Origin of the sequence: Spirillospora sp. CA-142024, from assembly GCF_050942325.1 — a bacterium.
Classification (GTDB): Bacteria; Actinomycetota; Actinomycetes; order Streptosporangiales; family Streptosporangiaceae; genus Spirillospora.
On sequence record NZ_CP192077.1, the window covers coordinates 1,171,843 to 1,195,811 of the forward strand.

General features: G+C 70.1%; 22 protein-coding genes and 1 pseudogene. 15 read left to right on the forward strand and 8 right to left on the reverse strand.

Annotation, left to right across the window (positions count from 1 at the left end):
* The first annotated feature begins 99 nt into the window (after window positions 1-99).
* The 4 genes and pseudogenes from ACQPZP_RS05815 (at window position 100) to ACQPZP_RS05830 (ending at window position 4,769) form a co-directional block, all read left to right on the forward strand.
* The gene (locus tag ACQPZP_RS05815) at window positions 100-1,707 is read left to right on the forward strand and encodes a phospholipase C (RefSeq protein WP_433476595.1); all 1,608 of its coding nucleotides are present in this window, start codon (window positions 100-102) and stop codon (window positions 1,705-1,707) included.
* Window positions 1,708-2,305: 598 nt separating this feature from the next.
* Window positions 2,306-3,574, forward strand: a complete 1,269-nt coding sequence (locus ACQPZP_RS05820; RefSeq protein WP_433476596.1) for a DUF222 domain-containing protein — start codon at window positions 2,306-2,308, stop codon at window positions 3,572-3,574.
* A 93-nt stretch (window positions 3,575-3,667) separates the two neighbouring features.
* Window positions 3,668-3,896, forward strand: a pseudogene (locus tag ACQPZP_RS05825) (transposase); the annotation flags it as partial.
* A gap of 414 nt (window positions 3,897-4,310) precedes the next feature.
* Window positions 4,311-4,769, forward strand: a complete 459-nt coding sequence (locus ACQPZP_RS05830; protein ID WP_433476597.1) for a hypothetical protein — start codon at window positions 4,311-4,313, stop codon at window positions 4,767-4,769.
* A gap of 490 nt (window positions 4,770-5,259) precedes the next feature.
* On the opposite strand, the gene ACQPZP_RS05835 is transcribed toward ACQPZP_RS05830, so the two are convergent.
* Entirely contained in the window at window positions 5,260-6,261 is a 1,002-nt protein-coding gene (locus ACQPZP_RS05835) for a serine/threonine-protein kinase (RefSeq protein WP_433476598.1), read from the reverse strand.
* A gap of 989 nt (window positions 6,262-7,250) precedes the next feature.
* Window positions 7,251-7,967: a winged helix-turn-helix transcriptional regulator gene (locus tag ACQPZP_RS05840; protein ID WP_433476599.1), complete on the reverse strand. Its 717-nt coding sequence runs from the start codon at window positions 7,965-7,967 to the stop codon at window positions 7,251-7,253.
* 221 nt (window positions 7,968-8,188) lie between these two features.
* Between ACQPZP_RS05840 and ACQPZP_RS05845 the strand changes: the two genes are divergently transcribed.
* From ACQPZP_RS05845 to ACQPZP_RS05885, 9 genes are all read left to right on the forward strand, one after another.
* Window positions 8,189-8,443, forward strand: coding sequence for a MoaD/ThiS family protein (locus ACQPZP_RS05845; protein ID WP_433476600.1), 255 nt, complete (start codon window positions 8,189-8,191; stop codon window positions 8,441-8,443).
* A 112-nt stretch (window positions 8,444-8,555) separates the two neighbouring features.
* A complete protein-coding gene (locus ACQPZP_RS05850; RefSeq protein WP_433476601.1) occupies window positions 8,556-9,257 on the forward strand; it encodes an LmeA family phospholipid-binding protein in 702 nt (233 codons plus the stop codon).
* A 70-nt stretch (window positions 9,258-9,327) separates the two neighbouring features.
* Window positions 9,328-9,819, forward strand: coding sequence for a sigma-70 family RNA polymerase sigma factor (locus ACQPZP_RS05855; RefSeq protein WP_433476602.1), 492 nt, complete (start codon window positions 9,328-9,330; stop codon window positions 9,817-9,819).
* A complete protein-coding gene (locus ACQPZP_RS05860; RefSeq protein ID WP_433476603.1) occupies window positions 9,816-10,550 on the forward strand; it encodes an anti-sigma factor family protein in 735 nt (244 codons plus the stop codon). The genes ACQPZP_RS05855 and ACQPZP_RS05860 overlap by 4 nt, the downstream gene beginning before the upstream one ends.
* Before the next feature lie 159 nt (window positions 10,551-10,709).
* Window positions 10,710-11,024: a TlpA family protein disulfide reductase gene (locus ACQPZP_RS05865; protein WP_433479560.1), complete on the forward strand. Its 315-nt coding sequence runs from the start codon at window positions 10,710-10,712 to the stop codon at window positions 11,022-11,024.
* Window positions 11,025-11,141: 117 nt separating this feature from the next.
* Window positions 11,142-11,207 (forward strand): putative leader peptide, encoded by a 66-nt coding sequence (locus ACQPZP_RS05870; protein WP_353819285.1) that lies wholly within the window; start codon window positions 11,142-11,144, stop codon window positions 11,205-11,207.
* Between the two features lie 77 nt (window positions 11,208-11,284).
* Window positions 11,285-11,722: a DUF4395 domain-containing protein gene (locus ACQPZP_RS05875; protein ID WP_433476604.1), complete on the forward strand. Its 438-nt coding sequence runs from the start codon at window positions 11,285-11,287 to the stop codon at window positions 11,720-11,722.
* Window positions 11,719-12,558 (forward strand): sulfurtransferase, encoded by an 840-nt coding sequence (locus ACQPZP_RS05880; RefSeq protein WP_433476605.1) that lies wholly within the window; start codon window positions 11,719-11,721, stop codon window positions 12,556-12,558. The genes ACQPZP_RS05875 and ACQPZP_RS05880 overlap by 4 nt, the downstream gene beginning before the upstream one ends.
* A 40-nt stretch (window positions 12,559-12,598) precedes the next feature.
* Window positions 12,599-12,907 carry a DUF1416 domain-containing protein gene (locus ACQPZP_RS05885; protein ID WP_433466551.1) on the forward strand — a complete coding sequence of 103 codons (309 nt, stop codon included), beginning with the start codon at window positions 12,599-12,601 and terminating at the stop codon, window positions 12,905-12,907.
* A 191-nt stretch (window positions 12,908-13,098) separates the two neighbouring features.
* Here ACQPZP_RS05885 and ACQPZP_RS05890 read toward each other — a convergent pair whose 3' ends face one another.
* From ACQPZP_RS05890 to ACQPZP_RS05910, 5 genes are all read right to left on the reverse strand, one after another.
* Complete coding sequence (locus tag ACQPZP_RS05890) at window positions 13,099-13,377, reverse strand: hypothetical protein (RefSeq protein ID WP_433476606.1); 279 nt, start codon at window positions 13,375-13,377, stop codon at window positions 13,099-13,101.
* A 160-nt stretch (window positions 13,378-13,537) separates the two neighbouring features.
* On the reverse strand, window positions 13,538-14,347 hold the full coding sequence (locus tag ACQPZP_RS05895) for a hypothetical protein (RefSeq protein WP_433476607.1): 810 nt from the start codon (window positions 14,345-14,347) through the stop codon (window positions 13,538-13,540).
* A 187-nt stretch (window positions 14,348-14,534) separates the two neighbouring features.
* Window positions 14,535-15,959: a DUF1266 domain-containing protein gene (locus ACQPZP_RS05900; RefSeq protein ID WP_433476608.1), complete on the reverse strand. Its 1,425-nt coding sequence runs from the start codon at window positions 15,957-15,959 to the stop codon at window positions 14,535-14,537.
* A gap of 33 nt (window positions 15,960-15,992) precedes the next feature.
* Window positions 15,993-17,042, reverse strand: a complete 1,050-nt coding sequence (locus tag ACQPZP_RS05905) for a hypothetical protein (protein ID WP_433476609.1) — start codon at window positions 17,040-17,042, stop codon at window positions 15,993-15,995.
* A gap of 29 nt (window positions 17,043-17,071) precedes the next feature.
* Entirely contained in the window at window positions 17,072-17,749 is a 678-nt protein-coding gene (locus tag ACQPZP_RS05910; RefSeq protein WP_433476610.1) for a VC0807 family protein, read from the reverse strand.
* A gap of 177 nt (window positions 17,750-17,926) precedes the next feature.
* Between ACQPZP_RS05910 and ACQPZP_RS05915 the strand changes: the two genes are divergently transcribed.
* Both ACQPZP_RS05915 and ACQPZP_RS05920 read left to right on the forward strand, forming a co-directional pair.
* The gene (locus ACQPZP_RS05915) at window positions 17,927-19,360 is read left to right on the forward strand and encodes an LCP family protein (protein WP_433476611.1); all 1,434 of its coding nucleotides are present in this window, start codon (window positions 17,927-17,929) and stop codon (window positions 19,358-19,360) included.
* Window positions 19,361-19,517: 157 nt separating this feature from the next.
* Window positions 19,518-20,489 (forward strand): glycosyltransferase, encoded by a 972-nt coding sequence (locus tag ACQPZP_RS05920; protein WP_433476612.1) that lies wholly within the window; start codon window positions 19,518-19,520, stop codon window positions 20,487-20,489.
* A gap of 19 nt (window positions 20,490-20,508) precedes the next feature.
* Here the strand turns inward: ACQPZP_RS05920 and ACQPZP_RS05925 are convergent, their stop codons facing one another.
* Window positions 20,509-23,862 carry a hypothetical protein gene (locus tag ACQPZP_RS05925; RefSeq protein ID WP_433476613.1) on the reverse strand — a complete coding sequence of 1,118 codons (3,354 nt, stop codon included), beginning with the start codon at window positions 23,860-23,862 and terminating at the stop codon, window positions 20,509-20,511.
* Between the last annotated feature and the right edge of the window lie 107 nt (window positions 23,863-23,969).

Below are 23,969 nucleotides of genomic sequence, written 5' to 3' on the forward strand. Positions count from 1 at the left end.
GGCCTCGTGTCGGCGGCGGGATTCGTGTCGGCGGTGGGGACCTGTGTACGCGGCGGGGCCCCGTACAGGCGGCGGGACCCGCGCGGCGAAGGAGGAGATATGCGCAAGGCCACGGTGATGGCCGGTTCGGTGGTGATGGCCGGAGCGCTCGCGGCCCTGGGCGGCGGCTGCGCCTCCGGGAAGGGAGCCGATGGGAAGCCCCCCGAACGCACAGTGGGAAAGCCCGCTTCGAGTCGCACCCCGATCAGGCACGTGGTCGTGATCTACGGGGAGAACATCTCGTTCGACCACTACTTCGGGACGTATCCGAAGGCCGCGAACACCGACGGCACGCCATTCCACGCGGCGAAGCGCACACCGAGGGTGGACGGGCTCACCAGGAGGCTGCTGACGAAGAACCCCAACCGGTACAACCCCAAGCGGCTGAGCCCGTCCCAGGCCCTCACCTGCGACCAGAACCACGGTTACGCGGCCGAGCAGAAGGCCGTCAACGGCGGTCGCATGGACAAGTTCGTCGAGTTCACCGAGCACGACAAATGCACCGGGCAGCCGATTCTGTTCGGCGAACCCGGCCTCGTCATGGACTACTACGACGGCAACACCGTCACCGCCATGTGGAACTACGCCCAGAACTACGCCATGAGCGACAACTCGTGGGATTCGGTGTTCGGCCCGTCCACCCCCGGTGCCCTCGACCTCATCTCCGGGCAGACTCACGGCGGTTACGCGGTCGACCCGAAGACGCACAAGAAGGTCTCGGATCCGTCGGTGGTGGCCTCCCCGGACGGTGAGGGCATCGGAACGGTCATCAACGACCCGGATCCCGCGTTCGACGACTGCTCCGGCGACAACCACACGTCCGAGAACAATCTCGCGGTGATGACCGGCCGGAACATCGGCGACCTCCTCAACGAGAAGAACGTCACGTGGGGCTGGTTCCAGGGCGGTTTCCGGCCGACCGGTACCGAGAACGGCTACAAGGTCTGCGGCTCGGTCCACGCCAATATCGGCAAGAACCAGGTCATCGACTACAGCCCGCATCATGAGCCGTTCCAGTACTACAGGTCGACGGCCAACGAGAAGCACCTGCCACCGTCGTCCGTTGCGGCGATCGGCCATACCGACCAGGCCAACCATCAGTACGACCTGGCCGATTTCGACGCCGCTCTGGGCGCGCACAACCTGCCCGCGGTGTCCTTTCTCAAAGCCCCCGCGTACCAGGATGGCCACGCCGGCTACTCCGACCCGCTGGATGAGCAGAAGTTCGTCGCCTCCACCGTCAACGAGATCCAGAAGTCACCAGAATGGTCGTCGACCGCGGTGATCCTCGCCTACGACGACTCCGACGGCTGGTACGACCACGCCCGCCCGCGCATCACCAACGGCTCCGACGATCCCGACCAGGACGAGCCCGCCTGCCGCCGCGTCAAGGCGTCCGGGGGATACCGGGATCGCTGCGGCCCCAGCCAGCGTCTCCCCATGCTCGTGATCTCTCCTTACGCAAGGGTGAACCACGTGGATCATCACCCGCTGGAGCAGGCGTCGATCCTGCGCTTCGTCGAGGACAACTGGTCCACCGCCCGGATTGGCGACGCCTCCTTCGACACCCGCGCCGGCACCCTGACCCACATGTTCGCCTTCCAGCACCCGCGGGCCCACCGAGTCCTCCTTGACCCCAACACTGGGGCGGTTGTTTCCCACTCCTGAGCACCGGCCAGGTGATGTCTGGGTGTAGCTCCAGTAGCTCCAGCAGGTCTGGCGGGTCGGATGCGTCCGCTGGTCCTGGCAGGGCCAGCTTGGCCCCACATCACGGCGGCGTCTCTCTTTGTTTCGAGCACATCCAGGTCGTCCTTGTTTCGAGCCCGTCCACGCTGTGTCGCCTTATCCGTTCATGGTCAGTTCCCCTAGCGATTAATTGTGGTGGGGGCGGCGCTGCGTACGGGGCCGCCCCTCCAAAGTCAAGGGCGCCTTCGGCGTCGCTTCGCGATGGGACTTCGTCCCACCCTTGACTTCGGAGCCTCTGCGGCCCCTGAGTGCAGCTTTCGTCGGGCAGGCTCCGCCTGCCCTCTGCCCGACGCGCCGCCCCCACCCCAGCCACGAGGGAACATTCACCCGTCCAAGAAGCCCGTCCGTCCAAGAAGCGCGTCCGTCCAGGAAGCTCTTTCAAGTAGCGGGACCGGGAACTGGAAATGTCCGATCTGAGCATTGTTTGGCCTTTGTCTATTTTCTTTGAGGTGCGGATATTAGAGCTCCGAATATTGGCCGCCGGAGCATAAAATGGAGGTCAAGCAGGTATCATGTAAGCATGAGTTCAATCGCGGTCGATCTTGACGTGGCGTCCACCATGGAATTGGTGAACGCCGCGTCTGCGATCGCTGCCGAACTCGCAAGACGCACCGCGCCGGAATCCGCACCCGCGTGCATGGAACTTACTGAAACCCTTGCCGCCGCCACCGACATGCACGAAGCCGCACTCGCCGGATTCATCGGCGTCGTCGACACCGGGCGCGAGGTTCAGCGGTGGGGATTCCCGTCCACGCGGTCCTGGCTTCGGTCACGGCTGGGCATGCGCGAATCCCGCGCCAAGGAACGCCTCAACCTGGCGCGCCAGCGGCACCGCCTCACACAGGTCACTGCCCGCTGGACGACCGGCAACCTGTCCCTCGGCTATGCCGCCACCATCGCCGATGCGGTCGCCCGCCTCGACGATGAAGACTGCGCCGCTGCCGAGGAGATCCTGCTGGGGATGGTCGATCAGGATTTCTCGGCCGGGAAGGTCGCCTCCTTCGGCAAACGGATCCGTGATGTGATCGCCGAACGCGACGGCATCGAAGCGGTCCCCGAGGATGCCAAGCGCGGGTACGAGCGGTCCTGGGTCGACTCGACCCGTTCGCTGGACGGTGGCCGCTACATCAAGGGCTGGCTGAACGCCGAAGACGCCGCGATCTGGGACGGGACACTCGGCCCCCTGGCCAAGCCCGCCGGAACCGACGACCAGCGCGACCTGTCCGAACGCACCGCAGCGGCCCTCACCTGCGTCCTGTCGGGCGGGCACCGGGCCACCAAGGTCACCCTCATCTGCGACCTGGACACCCTCACCGGCGGCCAAGCCCCCGCCCGCCTCACCGACGGCACCCCCATCCCCGCCGCCCAAGCCCGCCGCATCGCCCTCAACGCAGGCGTCTCACCCCTCCTACTCGGCAAGGGAAACATCCCCCTCTACCTCGGCCACAAGGTCCGATTCGCCACCGCCCCCCAGCGCCAGGTCCTGGAAACCCTCTACCCGACCTGCGCCGTCCAAGGCTGCGAAGTCCCCGGAACACTGTGCGAAATCGACCACGTGAACGGATGGGCCCTCGGCTCACCCACCGACATCGACCAACTCGCCCTCTGCTGCGGCTGGCACAACCGCTACAAACACACCAACCCAGAGCGGCTCCGCATCACGAAGGACGAAGACGGCCGCTACACCTACCGCACCCGCCCGCCCGACAGGGACGAACCCGCCCTCACTACCCCATCAGCCTGGCCCACGCCGACCAGTCGTCCACCCCCATGCCAACAGGCCGCCTAGGACATCGTTTTCGTTTGGTTTGATCGGTGATGTTTCGCGGTGACGATGGTGGAGCGTCTGGTTCCAGGCGAGCCGTGAAAGCCGTTCCAGCGGGTGGTGCCGCCTGCACCGACGTACCCGCAGGGCGGTGGGCGGCGCCGCGCCGGCGACCGCGAGGTGTTGGCGGCGATCGAGTTCGTGGCCACCGCCGACTGCACCTGGCGGCAGGTCCCGCCGGTGTTCGCCGCCTCCTGGCAGATCATCTACCCTCGCTTCGCCGAGTGGAGCGGGTGCCCCGGTATGGGCCAAACTGCGCCGAGTCGTGCTGGACGAGCCAGGTGCGGGAACTGGCCACCGACGTGCACGGCATGAAGTTCGTGGACGCCGCCGACCGCGTGGTCGCCCGGATCGACACCCGCGACCCCGGTTCGGTCGAGATCATGCGCGGTGACCTGGTCGCGCTGCTGCACGAGGTCGTCGGGGACGTGGAGATCCTGTTCGGCGACTCGGTCCACACCCTGGAGCAGGACCAGGACGGCGTCACGGTCACCTTCGAACACGCGCCCGCCCGCCTTCGCGCTGGTGATCGGGGCCGACTGGATGCACTCCAACGTGCGGCGGGCGGCGTTCGGCCCCGAGGAGCGGTTCGTGGCGTTCAGGATCACTACTTCGCGTTCGCCAACACCTCCGCCCTGGGCGAGGACCGTTGGGTGACGATGTTCAACACCCCGGGGAAGATGACCGGGATCTACCGGTCGTGCAACCACGCCCGGCCAAGGCGTACTTCATGTTCCGCTCCACGCCGCTGGACCACGACCATCGCGACATCGCCGAACACAGGCGTCTGGTCAGCGCGGCCTTCGCCGCCGACACCTCCTGGCGTACGCGGGAACCGCTCGACTCGGCGCTGGCCGACCCCGACTTCTACTTCGACGCCCTGGGGCAGGTGCGAATGAACTCCTGGTCCACCGGCCGCATCGCGCTGGTCGGGGACGCCGCCTGGTGCGCCTCCCGGGCGCGTGCGCCGAGCTGGCACTGGTCGGCGCCTACCGGCTGGCGGGGGGAACTCGCCGCCGCAGGCGGTGACCACCGAGTCGCCTTCGCCCGCTACGACACCGTCCACCGGCCGCTGGTGGAGCGCAAGCAGCAGATCGGACCGAACGTGAGTCTCATGGTTCCCAAGACCGAGGGAGGCCGGTGCGTCCGCGCCGCCTGAGCCGGGACACCCCGAACCGCCGAGCCTGCGTCCCGCTCACGGTCACAAGCAGTGGAACCGGGCGCCACACCCAGCAGAGCGACCGCACACGTCGGTCCGCCTGCACAGCCCTGCGGCGACACCTGCCCTGCTGGTAGTGCTACGTAGCCGCTGGCGGCCAGTTGCCTCCCCACGGACTGGGCGCCAGTGGAGAATCGCAACTGGCCACTATCAGTGACCGGGGCGACCGACACCCGTCAGCGCATTCGCACCGCGTTTTTCCAGATGAGGTGTACCGGAGAGTCGATGCCCGGAAGCCTCCATCATTGCTACTTCCGGCGGGGCACCGCTGGAGGCGGACCTCTGTTGTGTTTACGCCTTCGCAGGTTGGCGGTGGTGCCGGTGCGCTCTGTTGCTGTGGCCGGATGAGTCGCGCCAGCGGTGTGGGCGGCCAGGCCTTGGTTGGCTTGCGGGGTGGGGTGACGGGTGGCCTTGACCGAGGCGGTGACGCTCAGACGTGTTGTGTGAGCTGTGAGAGTTCGGAACGTATCTGTGGTGGCGATGGCCTGTCGGCCGGATCTTTCGCGAGCAAGCTGGTCAGCAGGGGACCCAGAGACGTACCTGCGCGCTGTGGGGTGAGCGGTGGGTCGGTCAGGACGGCGGCCATTGCCGCTGTCGGACTCGGCCCGCCGAAGGCGGACTGCCCTTCAACGGCGTAGAAGAGCGTTGCCCCAAGCCCCCACAGGTCGGTGGCGGGTGTGCTCTCCAGCCCTCGGATCTGCTCTGGAGCCATGTAGGCCGGGGTGCCGATGATGGCACCTGCCTCGGTGAGCGTCGGGTCGCCTTCGAACCGGGCGATGCCGAAGTCGGCGAGCTTTATCGAGCCGTTCTGGCGGACGAGGACGTTCGCGGGTTTGAGGTCGCGATGAATGATTCCGAGTTCATGCGCCTCCGCCAGCACATCGAGGATGTCGATACCGATTGCGGCGACCCGTGCAGGAGGAAGCGGGCCCTCGCGCTCCACCGTTTTGGTGAGCGTCAGCGCTTTGACCAGTTCCATGACGATGAGCACGGAGTCCTGATCCAGGAGAACATCGTGGACGGTCACGGCGTTGCTGTGGTTGAGCTGTGCGGCGGCTCTGGCCTCGCGGAGCATGCGTGCTCGCATGTTCCTGCTTGCGTCGGGAGAGAGTCCGGAGGGTGGAAGGAGTTGTTTGATCGCCACCTGCCGGCCCAGAACGCTGTCCCTGGCGCGCCAGACCACCCCCATGCCGCCGCGGCCGAGTTCTTCCAGCGGTGTGAACCGGTCCGATGACGGCTGCGTTGGTTCCGAGAGGGTCGCTTGTGTCGTTCGCTGCACTGAGGCGGCGCGAGGCTGTGCTTCATACGCACGTTGTAGTCGGCGACGTTGGATCGCCAGGGAGATCCCGATGAGGACGATTGCGACGACCAGAACCGCGCCGATGACGAAGAAGATATTCGTATACCAAGGCGGTGCTGCCTCTGCTGCCATCGGCACTAAGAAACCTTCCCTGGCTCGCACGGACTCACGCTACCCACCGGTTCCACGCCGGTGTCCCGTGGACGCCACCATGTTGCCAGTTCAGGTTGCTCGATGGCGATCCCCAGACATCGTTTGTGGATTGCCGCAGAGTTGCAGGCTCGTCGTGTCCCACGATCAGCTTGGATCGCCGCCCAGTGCGCGAGACGCCCCGGCGCGAAGGTCTGTGGGGGCGCGTTGATGACGGTGATCAGCCGCTCCGCCACTTCGAGGGGATGCGTGAACGGGTACGTCAAGCGGCGTGACCGACCCGGGCAACTGGCCTGGTCGCCAGCACAAACACTAGGCGCGTCGCATTGCTGCACTGATCGACCCATCTTATGAAGGGGTGAGGGTGATCCATGGCGATTCGGTGATCCTCTAGTCTTGTGCGGATAATGATCACGGGTGAAGTGAAGGCCGTCGGTTCTTAGCTGAGTACGAGATTATTGGTGTGACCTGGATAGCGGCCATGGTCTTGTTCGTATTGGCCATTGTGACTTGGCCGCATCAGCCCGATCCTGAGCATACGCCCTTCTCCTTGTCGAAAGCTGGATGGGGTTTGGGGATGCTGGCCGTTGCTTTCGTGACCAGGGTGGTGGTGACCATGAGGCGATTCAGCTTCAAGGGCTCGGCTTCGCCCTAGGCGTGTGTGGTTGGGTGCTCGGCGGCCTGGTCGATTTCGCATGGGTCGTGCTCCCCCAAGACGGGTGCGGCGGGACCGGCTACGGCCAGTTCGCATGTCACTACCGGCCGGGCACGGTCCTCAACGTGCTCGGCGTGGTCGCCGCACTGTCGACGGGGCCCGTCGAGCTCAGTTGGCCCTTGAGCCGGAGCCGGTCGGCGCGACGGTCGTGGCGGCGTCACACAAGATCGCCAGTGCAGGTCAGGCCACCGGCAGCGATCGCGCCGCATTTATCGACTGTGGAGGGCCGCCGCGCCCGAAGGAGGAGAAAAATGCCTTAGGCGCGAGCGGGGGTCTTCTCTTCGGATTCGCCGGGGCGGTGGTCGGGGACGAAGCGGTAGCCGACGTTGCGGACGGTGCCGATCAGGGACTCGTACTCGGCGCCGAGCTTGGCGCGGAGGCGCCGGACGTGGACGTCCACGGTCCGGGTGCCGCCGAAGTAGTCGTAGCCCCACACCTCCTGGAGGAGCTGGGCGCGGGTGAAGACCCGGCCCGGGTGCTGGGCCAGATACTTCAGCAGCTCGAACTCCTTGAAGGTCAGGTCGAGGACCCGGCCCCGGAGGCGGGCGGTGTAGGTGGCCTCGTCGATGGTGAGGTCGCCGCTGCGGATCTCGCCGGGCACCTCGTCGGCGTCGGCGACGGCGGCGGCGCGGCCGACGGCCAGGCGGAGCCGGGCCTCGACCTCGGCGGGGCCCGCAGTCTGCAGCAGGACGTCGTCCAGGCCCCATTCGGGGCTGAGCGCGGCGAGGCCGCCCTCGGTCACGATGGCGAGCAGCGGGCAGTCGAGTCCGGTGGTGCGCAGCAGCCGGCACAGGCTCTTGGCCTGGACCAGGTCGCGGCGGGCGTCGACCAGCACGATGTCGGCCGGTGGCGCGTCGATGAGCGCGGACGCCTCGGCGGGCGCCACGCGCACGGAGTGCAGCAGAAGCCCCAGCGCGGGCAGGACCTCGTCGGAGGGCTCCAACGCGTTGGTCAGCAAGAGCAAGCTGCTCAAGTGCCGCCTCCCGTCTCAAAGACGTAGGACCCAGGCGGCTCACCCTCCAGCCCCGGCGAACGGCCAGCGGCTCGAAGACGAGGTGGCCATGAAGGGGCTTTCAGATGAACTCCATGGCCTCGTCGCCCGGATCCCTCACCCAAGAGCATAACCGAGTCACCCGGCGCGGCCATGGCGCGACCTGGCCAAGCCCCGCCGGCGGCGGATGAGACGCTTGAATCATGGCGAAGGGAACGATGCGGTACTGGGCGGCGGCGAAGGCGGCCGCCGGGACGCATGAGGAGCCGTACGACGCCGGGACGCTGGCGGAGGCGATCGCGGCGGCCCGGGACGGGCGCGGCGGGGAGTTCGCGCGGGTCGTCGGGCGGAGTTCGTTCCTGGTCGACGGGGAGCCGGTGGGGACCCGGCCGCACGATTCCGTGGCGCTGCCGGAGGGCGGCGTGGTGGAGGTCCTGCCGCCGTTCGCCGGTGGTTGATCTCACAGGGGAGTGATTCTCCGCCGCGCAAGGTCATTCTCCAGTGCGACCCTTTGCTGCCCGTTTGCGCATTAGGGTGTGGCGATCGCGTGCCGGAGTCCGAAGGAGAGACATGCGGAAAGTGCTGCTGGGGCTGCTGGTGCTCGCGGCCGTGGTGCTGGTCCTCGCGGACCGGTTCGGCGTCCGGACCGCGGAGAACAAGATCGGTGAGCAGGTGGCCGCGCAGTACAACCTGCAGGAGCGGCCCGAGGTCACCATTCACGGCATCCCCTTCCTGACGCAGGCGATCGGCGGCGAGTACAAGCACATCGAGGTGGCGATCGGCGACTGGACGGAGCAGGGCGTCACGGTCACCGGCGTCAAGGTCGACATGCGGGGCGTGAGCGCACCGCTGTCGGAGGTCACCAAGGGCAACGCCGCGAACGTCACCGCGCGCACCGCGACCGCCTCGGCCGTCGTCCCCTACGACGTGATCAAGAAGGAGGCGCCGAAGGAGGTCAAGCGGATCGGGCCGAAGGGCGACGACCTTTCCGTGGACATGACCGGCAACGTCCTGGGCGTCCCGGTGAACGGCACCGCGGTGGTGCAGGTCAAGCCGACCTCGAAGGGAATCGCGGTCACGCCGGTGTCGGTGGGGTCGAACGGTGCCCAGCAGATCCCGCTGGCGCTGGTGAAGCAGCAGCTGACCTGGGTCGTCCCGGTCGCCGATCTGCCCGTCGGGTCGCGGATCAGCGAGATCCAGCCGACCCCGGACGGCCTGCGGGTCAGCGCGACCGCCGAGAACGTGCGGCTGAACGATCTTCAGCAGAAATAGCCGCGGGCCCCGTGAACCGGTCCGGCGGGGCGTACGTGTCAGTGGTGTGGGTCCGACCGCGGATGAGGGTTTGCTTCGCGCCCTGTACAGCGAACACGCGGGTCCTCTTCTCGGATACGTCCTGCGGCTGACCGGCGGGGACCGAACCCAGGCAGAGGACGTCGTGCAGGAGACGCTGCTGCGCGCCTGGAAACACCCGGAGGCGCTGGCGGGACGTCCCGTCCGGCCATGGCTGTTCACTGTCGCGCGGAACCTGGTCGTGGACGCGCATCGCGCGAAACGCGCGCGTCCCCCGGAGACGGGCATCGACGAGCACGTCATGATGACCGCCGCGGGCTCGGACGACATCGACCGGGCGCTGGAGTCCTGGACGGTCGCCGAGGCGCTGGCCGGACTCAGCCCGCCGCACCGGGCGGTCCTGGTCGAGACGTACTACAAGGGCCGGTCCGTGGCGGAGGCGTCCAAGACGCTGGGCATCCCGCCCGGCACGGTGAAGTCCCGCACCTATTACGCACTGCGGGCGCTCAAACTCGCATTGGAGGAGCGGGGGTTGGCGCCATGAACGACTGCACGGACGTGCGCACCGCGCTCGGTGTGTACGTGCTCGGCGCGCTCGATCCCGGGGAGCGGAGCCAGGTGGAGGCCCACCTGGAGCGCTGCCCCGCCTGCCGGGACGAGCTGGCCGGGCTGGCCGGGCTGCCCGCGCTGCTCGGGCGGGTCGACGAGGAGCAGCTCGAAAAGATCGCCGGGCCGCCGCCCGAGCTCCTGGACGGGCTGCTGGTGAAGGCGGCCGAACGACGGAGGGGATGGCTCGGACCGCTGGGGCGGCCGGCCGGCGGGCGGGGCCGGGGGTGGGCCCCGCTCGCCGCCGCCGCGTGCCTGCTCCTGGTCGTCGGGGGCCTGTTCGGCGGGCTGCTGTTCCCGTCCCGGACGGGTGACGGCACCGCCGCGAAACCGCCGCCTTCCGCCACGTCGACGCCGGCCCCGACGACGGCGGGCGAGCGGATCACCGCCGAGAACTCGAAGTCCAACATCAAGGGCTATGTGGTGCTTCACCGGAAGCAGTGGGGCACGGAGGTGGAACTGCACCTCGCCGGGGTCAGGAAGGGGTCGCACTGCAAGCTGCTCGTGATCGCGCGGGACGGCCGCCGGGACGCGCTCGGCAGCTGGTACGTCCCGTACGACGAGGGCTACGGTGAGTACCGCGGGTCCACGATGTTCCCGCGCGGCCAGCTGTTCTCGTTCGAGATCGTCAGTGAGGACGGACGGCCGCTGCTCACCATCCCCACCTGACGGGACGGCTGTGGAAGAAGTCGCGGGCCTCCGGGGTTGTTCTGCGCGATGACCGGAGCATTGATCGCGGCGGCGGTCCTCATCGCGGCCACGGTGTTCGGCCTTCTCAGGCGGCACCGTGACGGCGTGCTGCGCGCTCGCCGGGAGAAGGGCGGCGAGATGGGCGAGACCGTCCGGCCGGACGACCTGGGCGCCGACCTGGGCGAGAAGGCCACGCTGCTGCAGTTCTCCAGCGCGTTCTGCGCGCCGTGCCGCGCCACCCGCCGGATCCTGGGCGAGGTGAGCGACATGGTCGAGGGCGTCGCGCACGTCGAGCTCGACGCCGAGGCGCATCTCGATCTCGTCCGCCGGCTGAAAATCGTCCGGACCCCGACCGTCCTCGTCCTGGACGAGGCCGGCCGCGTCGTCCGCCGCGCCACCGGGGCGCCCCGCAAACCCGACGTCATCGCTGCTCTGGGCGAGGCCATTCCGTGAGCCATACCGGGATGACCTGGGCTAAGACGAATGTCACTGTCTCGGAAGGCGAGACGGAAGTGACAGCGCGTGGATTGTCGGCTTAACATCGTGTCCGTGCGTTACTGGACAGAGCAGATGCTCACGAAGCGCCGCGCGGTGGACTTCTGCCGCGTGGCCGCCTCGCTCTGTCGCATGGCCTGAGGCATCGAGCCCGTCCGCCCCCGAGCACCTTTCCTTCCAGCTCGTACGCACGCTTCCACTCCGCCAGGAGCACCCCGATGCAGGTTGATCCGCGTGGGCCGCGTTTCGGCGCATATGTCACGACCGTCGTCCTCGTCGCGGTGCTGGTGACCGGAAGCTGGGCACTGCTCGCCGCTCAGGCCGTCGTGTTCGCCATCGCGACCCTCCTCGGCCTCCGGTACGCCCCGTACGGACTGGTGTTCAAAGTGCTGATCCGTCCCCGGCTCGCTCCGCCCAGGGAACTGGAGGACGCGGCACCGCCCCGCTTCGCGCAGGGGGTCGGTCTCGCGTTCGCCCTGGTGGGAACGGCCGGGTACGCGACGGGGATCACCTGGCTCGGAATCGGTGCCACCGCCCTCGCATTGGCGGCGGCGTTCCTGAACGCGGTGTTCGGGTTCTGCCTCGGCTGCGAGATGTATCTCCTCATCCGACGTACGACCGCGAAATTCCGCTCCGAGAGGGAGGTTCTCACATGAGCCGCTCAGACGTCCTGGTGGACACCGACTGGGTCGATGCGCACCTGGACGACCCCGGTCTCGTCCTCGTCGAGGTCGACGAGGACGTGTCCGCCTACGACAAGGGCCACATCCGTGGCGCCGTGAAGATCGACTGGAAGACCGAGCTGCAGGATCCGGTCCGCCGCGACTTCGTCGACCAGACCGGGTTCGAGCAGCTGCTGTCCGGCAAGGGCATCGCCAACGACGACCTGGTGATCCTCTACGGCGGCAACAACAACTGGTTCGCCGCCTACGCGTACTGGTACTTCAAGCTGTACGGCCACGACAAGGTCAAGCTGCTGGACGGCGGCCGCAAGAAGTGGGAGCTGGACTCCCGCGAGCTGGTCACCGACGTCCCGTCCCGTCCCGCGACCGAGTACAAGGCCAAGGCGCAGGACCTGACGATCCGCGCCTTCCGCGACGAGGTCGTGGACGCGATCGGCAAGCAGAACCTGATCGACGTCCGGTCGCCGGACGAGTTCAGCGGCAAGCTGCTCGCCCCGGCGCACCTGCCGCAGGAGCAGTCGCAGCGGGCCGGCCACGTGCCGACGGCGGCCAACATCCCGTGGTCGAAGGCGGCCAACGACGACGGCACGTTCCGGTCCGACGAGGAGCTCCGCGAGCTCTACACCGAGGCCGGCGTCGACCTGAACAAGGACACCATCGCCTACTGCCGCATCGGCGAGCGCTCCTCGCACACGTGGTTCGCGCTGCGCGAGCTGCTCGGCCTGGAGAACGTGAAGAACTACGACGGTTCGTGGACCGAGTACGGCTCGCTGGTCGGCGTGCCGATCGAGCTCGGCGCCGCCAAGTAAGTCCACGCGGTTATTCCGTGCACACGGAGATGGAGGAGAAATGACCCAGGGCTGCGCAGCGCCTGAGCAGACGGCGCATCTGCCTGCGACCGTCGACCTGACCAACGAGGCCGTCATCCAGGGGACCGTCACCCGTGACGGCACCCCCGTGTCCAGCGCCTATGCCCGGCTGCTCGACTCGACCGGCGAGTTCACCGCCGAGGTCGTCACGGGCGACGAGGGCGTGTTCCGGTTCTTCGCCGCCGACGGCGACTGGACCGTGCGCGTCCTCGCGGCCGGCGGGGTGAGCATCGACAACACCGTCACCGCGAAGACCGGCGAGGTCGCCGGGCTCCAGGTCGCGATCTGACCTGAGACCGCGCGTCCCCGAACCCCGCCGTCCCGCCCCACCGCGGACGGCGGGGTTCGCCGTTCCGGAGCCAGGACGGCCACGGTGCGCGAGCGGGCGAGATGAGAACGGGCCCGGTGATGCCGGGCCCGCTCCACTTGTACGGCCGCACCGTCACCGATGCGGCCGTCCCTTCAGAGCTGCGGCTTGTGTTACCGCTGCTCGTCCGGGTGCTCGTCCGTGGCGCCCTGGCGCTCGGCCGCGGCCGCCAGAATGGCGGCCTTGATCTCCGGCGCCGAGCTGCTCTGGCTGACCTGGAAGGTCAGCTCCGCGTGGTGGGTGCCGTTGACCTCGCCCCTGAACACCACCGTCACCTTCTCGTCGGCGTCGAGGCGATCCTTGTCGGCCGCCCACGCCTCTCCCCGGAGGGCCAGAGCGCCCTCCTCGGCGGCGGCGGCGGGTTCGTTGCTCTGCAGTTCCAGATTACGCAACGTTCTTCTCCTTCGATTTCCGTTGGGTCCCGTGAGGGACATCACGGTGAAGACCGTCCGAGAAGGAGGGGTGAACGCACCTTGCCCTTCATCCTGTGTGACCAGACAGAGCAAGGGCCCGGTGGATTCCGGGCCCTTGCTCTTGCTCGCTGGTTACTGGTCAGTTGCTCCAGAGGAGGGTGTTGGTGACCTCGACGCCGAGTTCGCCGGCGGTGGCGAAGACGCTTCCGTCGCGGCCGCCGGTCGGGCCGCCGCTGGACCAGTAGGACTGGGCGTAGATCACGTTCGCGCCCTGCGTCCAGGTCCGCGTCCAGTACGCGGGGTCGGCCTGGGGCTGCGGCAGGCCGCTGGCGTCGGACGGCGTCAGCAGCTTCGGCCAGCCCTCCTGGTTCGTGTAGCCCTTGACGATGGACGCGTCCGTCGACGTGGCGAACTTCAGGATCGAGACGGACGTGATGATCTGCCTGGACGGGCTGGCGTACACGGCCGAGTACATGCTGCCGACGCACGGATGGGTGCGCAGCGCCGGCAGCAGCACGGAGTTCGCGCGGGTGATGCAGGACTCGGTGCGCGTGCCCGCCTGCGTGAACGTGTTGCCCTTCGCCGTCCGGATCGTCCTGCCGAGGACGCCGGACGGGTCGACGGCGCCGCCGCTGGACGTCGGGCTCGGCTCCGTCGTGGACTGGTAGGTCGGGACGCTGGTGGCCGACGGCAGCGTCGACGTCCGGTCCGAGTGGTCGTCATCGCCGCCGAGGACGAGGACGGCGCCCGTGCCGACCACGGCCAGCACCAGGACGGCGCCGACGATGAGCAGCCACACGAGCGCGCCGCCTCCGCCGCTGCGCCGGGGAGGTGGGAATCCGGGGCCGCCGGGCAGCGGCGGTCCGGCCGGGGGTACGGCAGGCGTCGCCGGCGGCGGGAAACCCGGCTGGCCGGGTGGTTGCTGACCGGGCCAAGGTGGGGGGTTCATGGTCGCTCCGGGCGGGTGTACAGGCGGGGTGCCGATTGAGGTGCGGCCAGACTAGCGGCAGGCTCGCGGTGATTTCAGGGGAGATTTCCCTTGTAGAAGGGACCGTGTCGGTGAGCCCTTGTGCCGCAAGGTTCCTGGACTGTGAGAGATACGTCACTCTCGGTGGTTTCGGGGGTTTTGTGGCGTGTCAGGTCCAGTCACGGGTGAGTTCGAGGTCCCACGGGACGAGGTTCCAGGGGCTGCGCGGCTCGGTGGCGAGCTCCTTGATGAGGCGTTCGTACTCGGCCTGCGTCTTCCCGCCGCCGCCCGACCAGAGCAACCGTCCCTGGAGGTAGCAGGTGGCCATGTCGTGCCAGGACGTGTACCGCCGCTGGATGTCGAGCGCCAGCGGCAGCATCCGGTCCCAGCAGTACTCCTCGGCCAGCCACCCCACGATGTGGCCCCAGCGGTAGAGCATCAGCGCGCGCCCGTAGTCCCAGATGAGGAACCGGCCCACGTTGGCGCGCAGCGCGGGGTCGGCGAGGGCCTTCAGCCGGTGCAGTTCCTCGGCCGCGTGGTTGCGGTCGTTGAAGAGCTGGTGGAGGAACAGCGCCAGTTCGGCGCCCTCCTCGCTGGCGTCCGCGCCGGGTTCGTCCCGCAGCAGCGGCGGGACGAGCCGCGCGTACGAGCCGCCCTCGTCCCCGTAGCGGACCCGGACCAGTTCGATGAGCCGCTCCACGAACGGCGGTTCGAGCTGGTCGCGTGCGATGAGGCCGTCCACCTCGCTGAGCAGCGACCCGTATTCCTCCTGCGCGGCGGCGGGCCGGGCGGCGAGCAGGGCGTCCTGGGTGAAGTCGGCGCGGTGCCCGTCCTGGACGAGCCAGTTGACGGCGCCGAGGAGCTGCTCCAGGTCGTAGGCGCCCCACGGGTCCTGGAGCAGGTCGTGCGCGGCGCGGCGGTCGGCGGCCGCGGCCGTGCCGGGGGCGGCGCCGAGCCGGTCCACCCGGAACCCGTTGATCGCGCCGTACGGGGCGCCGGCCGCGATGATCCAGCGCTGCACCGGGGTGAGGGCGCCGCCGTGGGCGAGGACGCCGGGCAGGTCGGGCGCGGAGATCAGCTCCCAGAGCCGCTGCCGGAACTCGGCGGCCTGCCGTTCCTCGCTGCCGAAGAACCCGGCGAGCTGCTTGCGGAGCGCCGGGTGCCGGACGTAGAGGCGCCGGAAGAACCGCCCGTTCTTCCATACGAGATGCTCGGGGCGCAGCTCGCCGAACGGGACCCGTGTCCGCCGGTGGACCATCGCCTGCTCTGCGAACCGCAGTTCCAGGTCGGACCAGAGCCGGGCCAGCGGGGTGAAGCGCAGCAGGAGGACGAATCCCCCCACCAGGCCGAGCAGGACGGCGCCGGGAGCGAGCGCCCACCGCGCCTCGTCCGGCAGCCCGGTCAGGGACAGCACCGCCCCGGCGAGCAGCAGCCCCACGCCGCCCGCGCCGAGCCCGAGGAACCAGCCGGTCGTGAGGACCAGAGACCCTTCGATGCGGAGCACCGCCTCGTCGCCGTCGAACTCGAACGACCCTTCGGCGAGTGTCCCCTCGACGGCCCGCTCAAGCGCGTCGAGCTGACCGGCCTCTCCCATGGGCAGGACCGTACATCATCCCTTACGGGTAGATCATCGGCTCTGTGCGCCGTATGCGGCGGCTATGGCGTGGAAAACCTCTTTGGGCTGCCACGTTCCGTCCTTGAGCATCGTGACGACGCCGTACGACGCCAGGTCGAGGTCGTGCGCCGGGTCCGGGTCGTGCGGCAGCCCGAAGCCCGCGAAGGTGAACCAGAACGCGCTGTCGACGCCCTCCGACTCGAAGACGTCCAGCAGCTCGCGGAAGTAGCGGACCTGTTCCCGCTCGTCGCGCTCGTACGTCCCGTCCAGGCGGGGCGGCTCGGCGTCGCGGTCAACGATCATCCAGCCCGTCCCGCCGCGATCGGCCGCGCCCGAATAGGTGCAGCAGCCGAACTCGGTGACGGCGACGGGCTTGCCGTGCGCGAAGTGCCGCCGGACCTCCTCCCGGTAGGCGTCGGCGTTCTCGGCGGAACGGTAGGCGTCGACCGAGACGATGTCGAAAGGGCCCCAGTCGACGTCCTCCCACGGGCCGGCCGCGTAGGTGATCTTCCCGCCGAAGCGCGCGCGGGCGGCGGCCACGGTCTCGGCGAAGAAGGCGTTGACCTGGCGCGGCGCACCGTCCTCCAGCCCCCACCCGCCACCAATCAAAGGACGAGCTCCGCTCGGCGCGTCCCGCATCGAGGCGTAGACGGCCGGGTCCCCGGAAAGGATCGCCGCGATGCGGGCGTGGGTGTCCGCGCCGGGGATGAACCCGTCCGCGAACAGGCTGACCTCGCAGCCGGTGACGAGCACGACCTCCGCGCCGCCGCGCCGCACGTCCTCGGCCCGCTCGGCGCATTCGGTGAACAGCTCCAGCATCTCCGCCGGCACCAGCTCGCAGGGGAAGGGCGCGAACCAGATCTCCAGCCCCGCCGCGGCGGCCTCCTCGGCGGCGACGCTCAGCCGGTCCGGCCGGCCGCCGCTGATCCGGACGGCGCCGCAGTGCAGGTCCTCGGCGATGGCCCGCATGTCGCGGCGGACGTCGGCCCGGTCGAAGTGCGGGCGGGTGTTCACGCGGCCCGGAAAGAAGCCGGTGTCGTAGTTGATCCCGTGGCGTCGCATGCTCTCTCTCCTCGTCCCGGGACGCGGCTTCAGGCGGCCACGGCCGGCACCGCGGCGGCCTCGCGCCCGGTCTCGGCGTCGACCATCGCCTTGATCTCCTCGGTCGCGGCGCCGCCGCTGACGACGGCCGCGACGACGAGGGCGGCGATGAGGAACACGGCGCCGAGCCAGGCCATCGTCTCGACGGGGATCGTGTAGGCCCCGACGATCCGGGCGACGCATTCGGCGAGCAGGGCGGCGCCCCAGATCGCGCTGAACCGCCGCTCCAGCGTGCGGAATCGCCGCGACCCGTCCAGCAGCCGGCTCCAGGCGGCCTCGCGGGCAGCGTCGCCCCTGGTGATGAACGGCTTCAGCCCGGCCGTCATCATCGGCCGGCCGCGCAGCGCCGAGCCGAGGATGACGAGCCCGATCACGCTGCTGATCCCCGAGTCCTTGGCGATCATCAGGCGGGGGTCGCCGGTGACGAAGCTGAGCGTGATGCCGACGGCGTTCACCGCGAGCATCAGGCCGGCCAGCGCGTTGAACGCCCGGTCCCTGACGAAGCCGGCGACCGTGCGGACGGCGGGGACCACGCTGCTGAGCGCGAGGGAGGTCACCAGGTCGATGCCGAGGCCCTTGTGCGCCGCGTAGTAGATCCCCAGCGGGACGGCGACGTCCACCACCAGCGGGGACAGGGCCTTCATGCGCGCTTCTGCCAGTTCGTTCATCGACCTCTCCTCGGTCTCGTTCGCTGTGATTCCAGCGTCGCGAGATCCGCGGCGGCGCGGCAGATTCATGCGTCCACGGCTCGGCAGGACAAATGTCACCGCCGGGGGCCGGTCATGGCCTGGGTCTTTTCCCGTGACCCAGGTGGCGCATGTCCAATCTGTGCTGAAATGTTACGGATGCAGTCAGCCGCCGCGCCCTCACCCGTGTACTTCACGGTCAGCGCCCCGCCGCCACCGGAACCGCCGGTGCGGGGGCGTCTCTGGCGCGTGCTCGGCTGGGTGTCGATCGTGCTCTCGGTCGTCCTGGTGGGCGGCAGCCTCACCTTCTACGGGTTCTGGCGGCGGCTGGACGGCCAGATCGACCGCGAGAACGTCGACGGCAGGCTCGGCGAGAACCGGCCCGCCAAGCTCAACAACTCGCTGAACATCCTGCTGATGGGCTCCGACAGCCGCGCCGGGGAGAACGCCCGCTACGGCACCGAGGCCGGGCAGCGCTCCGACACCACGATCCTGCTGCACATCTCGCCCGGCGGGGAGAGCGCCATCGGCATCAGCTTCCCGCGCGACTCGATGGTGCAGATGCCGGCCTGCGAGCGCAAGGACGGCAGTACCGTCCCGGCCCAGTTCGGGATGATCAACGCGGCGTTCTCCAACGGCGGCCCCGCCTGCACCTGGCGGACGATCGAGTCGCTCACCAGGATCCACATCGACCACTACGTCGAGGTCGACTTCGCCGGCTTCAAACGGGTCGTGGACGCGCTCGGCGGCGTGGAGATCTGCGTGCCGAGGCGCATCGACGACCCCAAGGCCGAACTGCACCTCAAGGCGGGCAGGCAGACCGTCCGCGGCGACCAGGCGCTGGGCTACGTCCGCACCCGGTACGTCCTCGGCGACGGCTCCGACCTCGACCGGATCAAGCGGCAGCAGGCGTTCATGGCGTCGGTCGTCAAGAAGGCCACCGACAAGGGCATGCTCACCGACCCGGGCCGGACCTACGGCTTCCTCTCCGCCGCCACGAAGTCCATCAAGGCGGACGACAAGCTCACACTGTCGGTGATGCAGAAGCTCGCCGGGTCGCTTCGCGGGATGAGCGCCGGGAAGGTGCGGTTCGTCACCGTCCCCGTGCAGGCGTTCCCGCAGGACAAGAACCGTGTCCAGTTCGACCAGGCGCTCGCGGCGCCGCTGTTCGAGTCGATCCGCGAGGACAACAAGGTGCCCGAGCCCGCGCCGGTACCCGCGCAGAACCAGGTCCAGCCCGTCCCGCCCGCGCAGGTCATGGTCGGCGTCTTCAACGCGTCCGGCACCGAGGGCCTCGCGCAGCGGACCGCCGACCAGCTCACCGAGCGCGGCTACCAGGTCGTCAAGGTCGGCACCAGCACGAAGCGCTACGCCCAGACCCAGATCCTCTACGGGACGGGCGCCGAACGGCAGGCGGCGCGCATGGCGATCGCGGTGCCCGGGCACCAGCCGCGGCCCTGGGCGTCCGCCCGGCCCGGCTATGTCTACCTGGTCATCGGCCGGGACGGTGCCGCGCTGCGCGGGCTGAACCCGGCGGTACCGAAAGTTGCGGGAGAAATCCGTGCTGACCGCGATATTTGCGCCCAGACCTGATGTAGTCACATCGCACCGGTATCTTGGCCCGCGCAAACCACTAACCCCACTAAAGCGTCCCTTGTAGGACGGCGCACCTCTATCCCCCGACCCTGGCCCGGAGCCGCCCACCCCGCACGAGGCTCCACGGCCGCCGCCACGCCCCCCGGACGGACGCATGCAGCCCGAACCCTTCACCCTGTTGATGACCGTCTACGGCGGTGATCGTGCGGAGCACGTCCGGGACGCATTCCGCAGCGCGGTGCACGACCAGACGCTCCGGCCCGACCAGGTGGTCCTCGTCCAGGACGGCCCGGTCCCGCCGGACCTGGCCGCCTGTCTGAGCGAGCTGGTCACGGCCGGCCCGGTCGAGGTGTCGTTCGTGCACCTGGAGCACAACCGCGGCCTCGGCCCGGCCCTGGACGCCGGCCTGCACGCCGCCCGCCACGACATCGTCGCCCGCATGGACGCCGACGACGTCGCCATGCCGCACCGTTTCCAGACCCAGGTGCCGCTGGTCCGCTCCGGCGCCGACCTCGTCGGCGCCGGGCTGCTGGAGTTCCGCGCCGACATCACCGACGTCGTCGGCCGGCGCACCCCGCCGAGCGACCCCGCCGACATCGCCCGCTACTCCCGCCTCCACGACCCGTTCAACCACCCCACGGTCGTCTACCGGCGCAGCGCCGTCGTCGCCGCCGGCGGCTACGGAGACCTCCCCCTCATGGAGGACTACTGGCTGTTCGTCCGGATGATCGCCAACGGCGCCCGGATGGTGAACGTCGCCGAACCCCTCGTCTACTACCGGGTCGGGGACGGCGCCTACGAGCGCCGCGGCGGCCGCGACCTGCTCCGCTCCGAACTGCGGCTGCAGCGCGAGATGCGCCGCGAGGGCTTCATCTCCCAGCCGCAGTACTGGCGCAACGTCATGGTCCGCGGCGGCTACCGCCTCGTCCCCACCATGATCCGCAAGCCCTTCTACCGGGCCCTCGTCGCCCCCTACGGCGCCCGGCGCAACCGCTCCCGCGACCGCGACGACGCCCGCGTGCGGCCGCAGCCCGCCACGTACACGCCCCGCCACGCCCGCCCGGCCGCGGAGGGGCACGAGAGGCTCCCCGGCCTCGACGCCACCCCGCCGCACCCCGACGCGTAGACCGCGACGGCACCCGCCGTCACGGGACGGGGCGGCTCCACAGGACGGGCTGCCCGCCGTTCGAGTCGGCGCTGCGGCCCACCCCGAGCAGCGTGCTCCCGAGCGCGGTGAGCCCGGTGATCTGCTGGTCGCCCACCCCGCCGAGCCCGGTCCCGCCGGGCGTCGAGGACTGCCAGGACGAGCCGTCCCGGGATGTCCACGACACCACGTCGGTCGAGCCGGCGCGCCCGGTGGTGCCGGTCGCGGCGAAGCCCTTCGGGGTCGCGGTCAGCGCCGTGACGGTGGCGGGCGAGCCGCCGCTCGGAGACTCCAGCGGACGCCACGTCTTGCCGGCGTCCGTGGAGACGTAGCCGAGCCAGTCCAGACCCTTCGACGTCGCCCCGATGCCCGCGGCCACCAGAGTGCTGCCCTTGACGGCGACGTGGGTGAGGTGCCCCTCGGTCACGCCGCCGGGCACGGGAAGCTCCTGCAGCGTCCACCGCTTGCCGTCCGGCGACAGCCACACGGACGGGTGGTTGCCCTTGCCGTCCCGGCTGCCTCCGACCGCGGCGTATCCGAACGAGCCGGACGCGACGTCCAGCATCCAGCGGCTGGCGGACTTGGTACCCGCCATCATCTTCGGGTCCGTCCCGGCGCCGCGCGTCCAGTTCTTCAGGTCGGGCGAGTACCAGGTCGCCACGGAGTAGCCCTGCGTGCCGACGACGACGTATCCGGCGGAGCCGGCCGCCGCGGCGTAGGTGACCGGCACGCCGTCCCTGCCGGCCGCGAAGGCGGACGCCGAGTCGGCGGCCTGCCACGTCGCGCCGTCCTTCGAGGTGACGACGAGGGGCCGGCGCGGCGTGGCCTGGTCGTAGCCGACCGCCAGCCAGCCCGCGCCGCCCGCGGCCACGTCGTTCAGCTGCTGCGGGCCCGGCCGGGTGAACGCGGCCCCGAGGCCCTGCGCGGGCTTCCAGGAGGCGCCGTCCCGCGAGGACCAGACGGCGGCGTCGCCGCTCGCGCTGCCCACCGCGACGGCGAGGTCGCCCGTGGCGCCGACCGCCTTGACCGCGTGGTCGGGACGGATGGCGCCGGGCACCTTCGACAGGTCGACGGGGACCGCGCCGCCGTTCTCGTCCCAGACGCCGAGCATCGGGTCCATGTCGCCGCCGCCGGGTTCGCGGCCGACGAGGATCGTCTGGCCGCCGGCCGCGGCCATGCCCAGCATCTCCCGGCCCGTCTTCGCCTCGGCGGTGCCGGCGTCCTTCCAGGTCGCGCCGTCCGCGCTGCGGGCCAGCAGCACGTCCCCGCCCCTGACGACGACGGCGGTGAAGCCACGGCCGTCGGAGATGATCCCGCTGGTCCGCTGGTAGCCGGACGACGTCAGCTTCCCGGCCTTGCTCCACGACCGGCCGTCCTTGGACGTGTACGCCTGCCCGAAGAGCTTGCCGGACGACTTCATCTCGCGCATCGCCATGAACCCGGACCCGCCGCCGCCGATCATCAGGCCGCGGCTGCCGCCCGGCACCGGCACGTCGGACGTCGACCACGACCGGCCGCCGTCGTCGGACCGCCAGACCTTGCGGTAGGGACCCGGCTTCTTGGAGTCGGGCGTGATCAGCCCCTCCAGCAGGATCGCGTCACCGCTCGCGGCGGCCTCGACCAGCGAGAACCCGCCGTTCTCGACCTGCAGGCCGATCTGGTCGTCGGTCCTGGCCTCCCAGCGGCGCCCGTCCTCCGACAGCCACACCGCCGGCCGCGAGTCGCTGAAGTCGCCCTTCGGGGAGTTCTCGCCGATCGCCAGGAACCCGTCGCGGGTGCCGACGATCCGGTTCACGCGGTCGTTCGCGTGGAAGACGTCGCCGACGGCGTCGGGCTGCCTGCGCCACTCCTTGCCGTCCTCGCTGGTCCACACGGCGCCCGCGCCCCCGGTCCGGTTGCCGACCGCGACCCAGCCGCGGGGCGACGCGCCGACCGCCACGGGCACCCCGCCGGGCGGCGCCACGCCGCCGTCGGTGTCCTGCTGGGGCACGGATCTGAACGTGCGGCCGCCGTCGGAGGAGACGAGGAACATGCCGCGGGAGTCGAGCGGGTCGCTCTCGCCGCCGACCGCGACCACCGTCGAGCCGCGCGCCGCGACGCCGGTGATCTGCTGGTCGCGGCCGTCGGTGCGGGCCGCGCCGTCCACGGGGAAAAGCGCACCGGCCAGCTTGGCGCCGCCGCCGCCACCGCCCTTGTCGTCGTCGCCGAGCAGGCCCGGCACCACGAGCACGGCCGCCGCGACCAGTGCCGCCGCGGCGAGCCCGGCGGCGCCGATGAGCAGCGGCTTCTTGAGGCTTCGCCGGCGTCCGCCGGAGCCGCCGGGCGGAACGGTCCGCCACGGCTCCTCGATCACCGGCGGCGGCGGCGCCGGGTGGGCGGCCTCCGGGCCCGGGGCCTGTGCGCCCGGGATCTGCTGCGCCCACGGGAACGGTTCCGCGGCCGGCGGAGGGGCGCTCGGCGCGCTCGGCAGCTGGTGCGCGCCCGGGAGCTGCTGGGCGCCCGGCACCTGCTGGGCGTAGGGGAACGGCTCGGTGGCCGGAGGGTTCTGCGCGGGCGGGGGCTGCGGCGGCGCGGGGGCCTGCGCCGCGAAGGGCTGCGCCGCGAAGGGCTGCGGCGCGAAGGGCTGCGGCGCGAAGGGCTCCGCCCTCGTCACGTCCGGCTCTTCCTGCGGGTGGGGGAAGGGCGACGGTGGCGGGGGTTCCGTCCAGGTCGCCTCCGGGTCCTCCTGCTGGTTGGAGAAGTGCGGCGGGGCGCCGAACTCCGCCCGCGTCACCTCCGGGTCGTCCGGCCGGTAGGACGACGGCGGCGGCACGGGGAACTCCACCCGTGTCATCTCCGGGTCCTGCCCGAAGAAGGCGGGCGGCACCGGGATGTCGGCGGACGTCGCCGGAGCGTCGGCGACGGGAGCCGGGAGGGCGGACGGGGCCGCGTCCTCCCCGTCAATGATCGTCTTCTCGGCGTCCTCCGCCGGGCCGCCCGTCGCCGGCTTGCGGGCCCTCGGCAGGACCATCGTGTGCGAGGTCTCTTCGAGGGCGTGATCCATGACGGTGCGTTCGGCGAGGTCGCCTTCCGCATCGTCCACGGGGACGTCGTCTACGGGGACATCGTCCTCGGGAGCGTCGGCCTCCAGGTCGTCGCTCTCCGGATCGTCGCTCTCCGGGTAGTCCTCGGGCGCGTCCGCGGAGACGTCCTCTTCCTCGGGGTCGTCCTCCGGGTCGTCCTCGGGAAGCAACGCGCCGGACCAGGAGTCCTGGTCCTCCTCCAGCCAGCGCTGGGGGGGCGGGTTCTCGGCCGTCTGCCCGGGTTCGGGACGCTCACCCTCGTGGTCGTCATCCGGCTTTCCGGTTGCAGTCACACCCGCTCTCCCAGCATCCGTTCACTCTGCACATCTCTCACTGCGCGTCTCACACCGCACCTGGCCCTGTGCTCCGCAGTCGTCAGCGATGATAGCGGCGCATATCG

What these genes read in the sequence shown, in the direction of transcription:
- ACQPZP_RS05820 (WP_433476596.1), top strand. Translation starts at nt 2,306, where the DNA reads ATGAGTTCAATCGCGGTCGATCTTGACGTGGCGTCCACCATGGAATTG.
- ACQPZP_RS05865 (WP_433479560.1), top strand. Translation starts at nt 10,710, where the DNA reads ATGGGCGAGACCGTCCGGCCGGACGACCTGGGCGCCGACCTGGGCGAG.
- ACQPZP_RS05845 (WP_433476600.1), top strand. Translation starts at nt 8,189, where the DNA reads ATGGCGAAGGGAACGATGCGGTACTGGGCGGCGGCGAAGGCGGCCGCC.
- ACQPZP_RS05905 (WP_433476609.1), bottom strand. Translation starts at nt 17,042, where the DNA reads ATGCGACGCCACGGGATCAACTACGACACCGGCTTCTTTCCGGGCCGC.
- ACQPZP_RS05815 (WP_433476595.1), top strand. Translation starts at nt 100, where the DNA reads ATGCGCAAGGCCACGGTGATGGCCGGTTCGGTGGTGATGGCCGGAGCG.
- ACQPZP_RS05885 (WP_433466551.1), top strand. Translation starts at nt 12,599, where the DNA reads ATGACCCAGGGCTGCGCAGCGCCTGAGCAGACGGCGCATCTGCCTGCG.
- ACQPZP_RS05895 (WP_433476607.1), bottom strand. Translation starts at nt 14,347, where the DNA reads ATGAACCCCCCACCTTGGCCCGGTCAGCAACCACCCGGCCAGCCGGGT.
- ACQPZP_RS05835 (WP_433476598.1), bottom strand. Translation starts at nt 6,261, where the DNA reads ATGGCAGCAGAGGCAGCACCGCCTTGGTATACGAATATCTTCTTCGTC.
- ACQPZP_RS05915 (WP_433476611.1), top strand. Translation starts at nt 17,927, where the DNA reads ATGCAGTCAGCCGCCGCGCCCTCACCCGTGTACTTCACGGTCAGCGCC.
- ACQPZP_RS05850 (WP_433476601.1), top strand. Translation starts at nt 8,556, where the DNA reads ATGCGGAAAGTGCTGCTGGGGCTGCTGGTGCTCGCGGCCGTGGTGCTG.
- ACQPZP_RS05920 (WP_433476612.1), top strand. Translation starts at nt 19,518, where the DNA reads ATGCAGCCCGAACCCTTCACCCTGTTGATGACCGTCTACGGCGGTGAT.
- ACQPZP_RS05875 (WP_433476604.1), top strand. Translation starts at nt 11,285, where the DNA reads ATGCAGGTTGATCCGCGTGGGCCGCGTTTCGGCGCATATGTCACGACC.
- ACQPZP_RS05880 (WP_433476605.1), top strand. Translation starts at nt 11,719, where the DNA reads ATGAGCCGCTCAGACGTCCTGGTGGACACCGACTGGGTCGATGCGCAC.
- ACQPZP_RS05910 (WP_433476610.1), bottom strand. Translation starts at nt 17,749, where the DNA reads ATGAACGAACTGGCAGAAGCGCGCATGAAGGCCCTGTCCCCGCTGGTG.
- ACQPZP_RS05860 (WP_433476603.1), top strand. Translation starts at nt 9,816, where the DNA reads ATGAACGACTGCACGGACGTGCGCACCGCGCTCGGTGTGTACGTGCTC.
- ACQPZP_RS05900 (WP_433476608.1), bottom strand. Translation starts at nt 15,959, where the DNA reads ATGGGAGAGGCCGGTCAGCTCGACGCGCTTGAGCGGGCCGTCGAGGGG.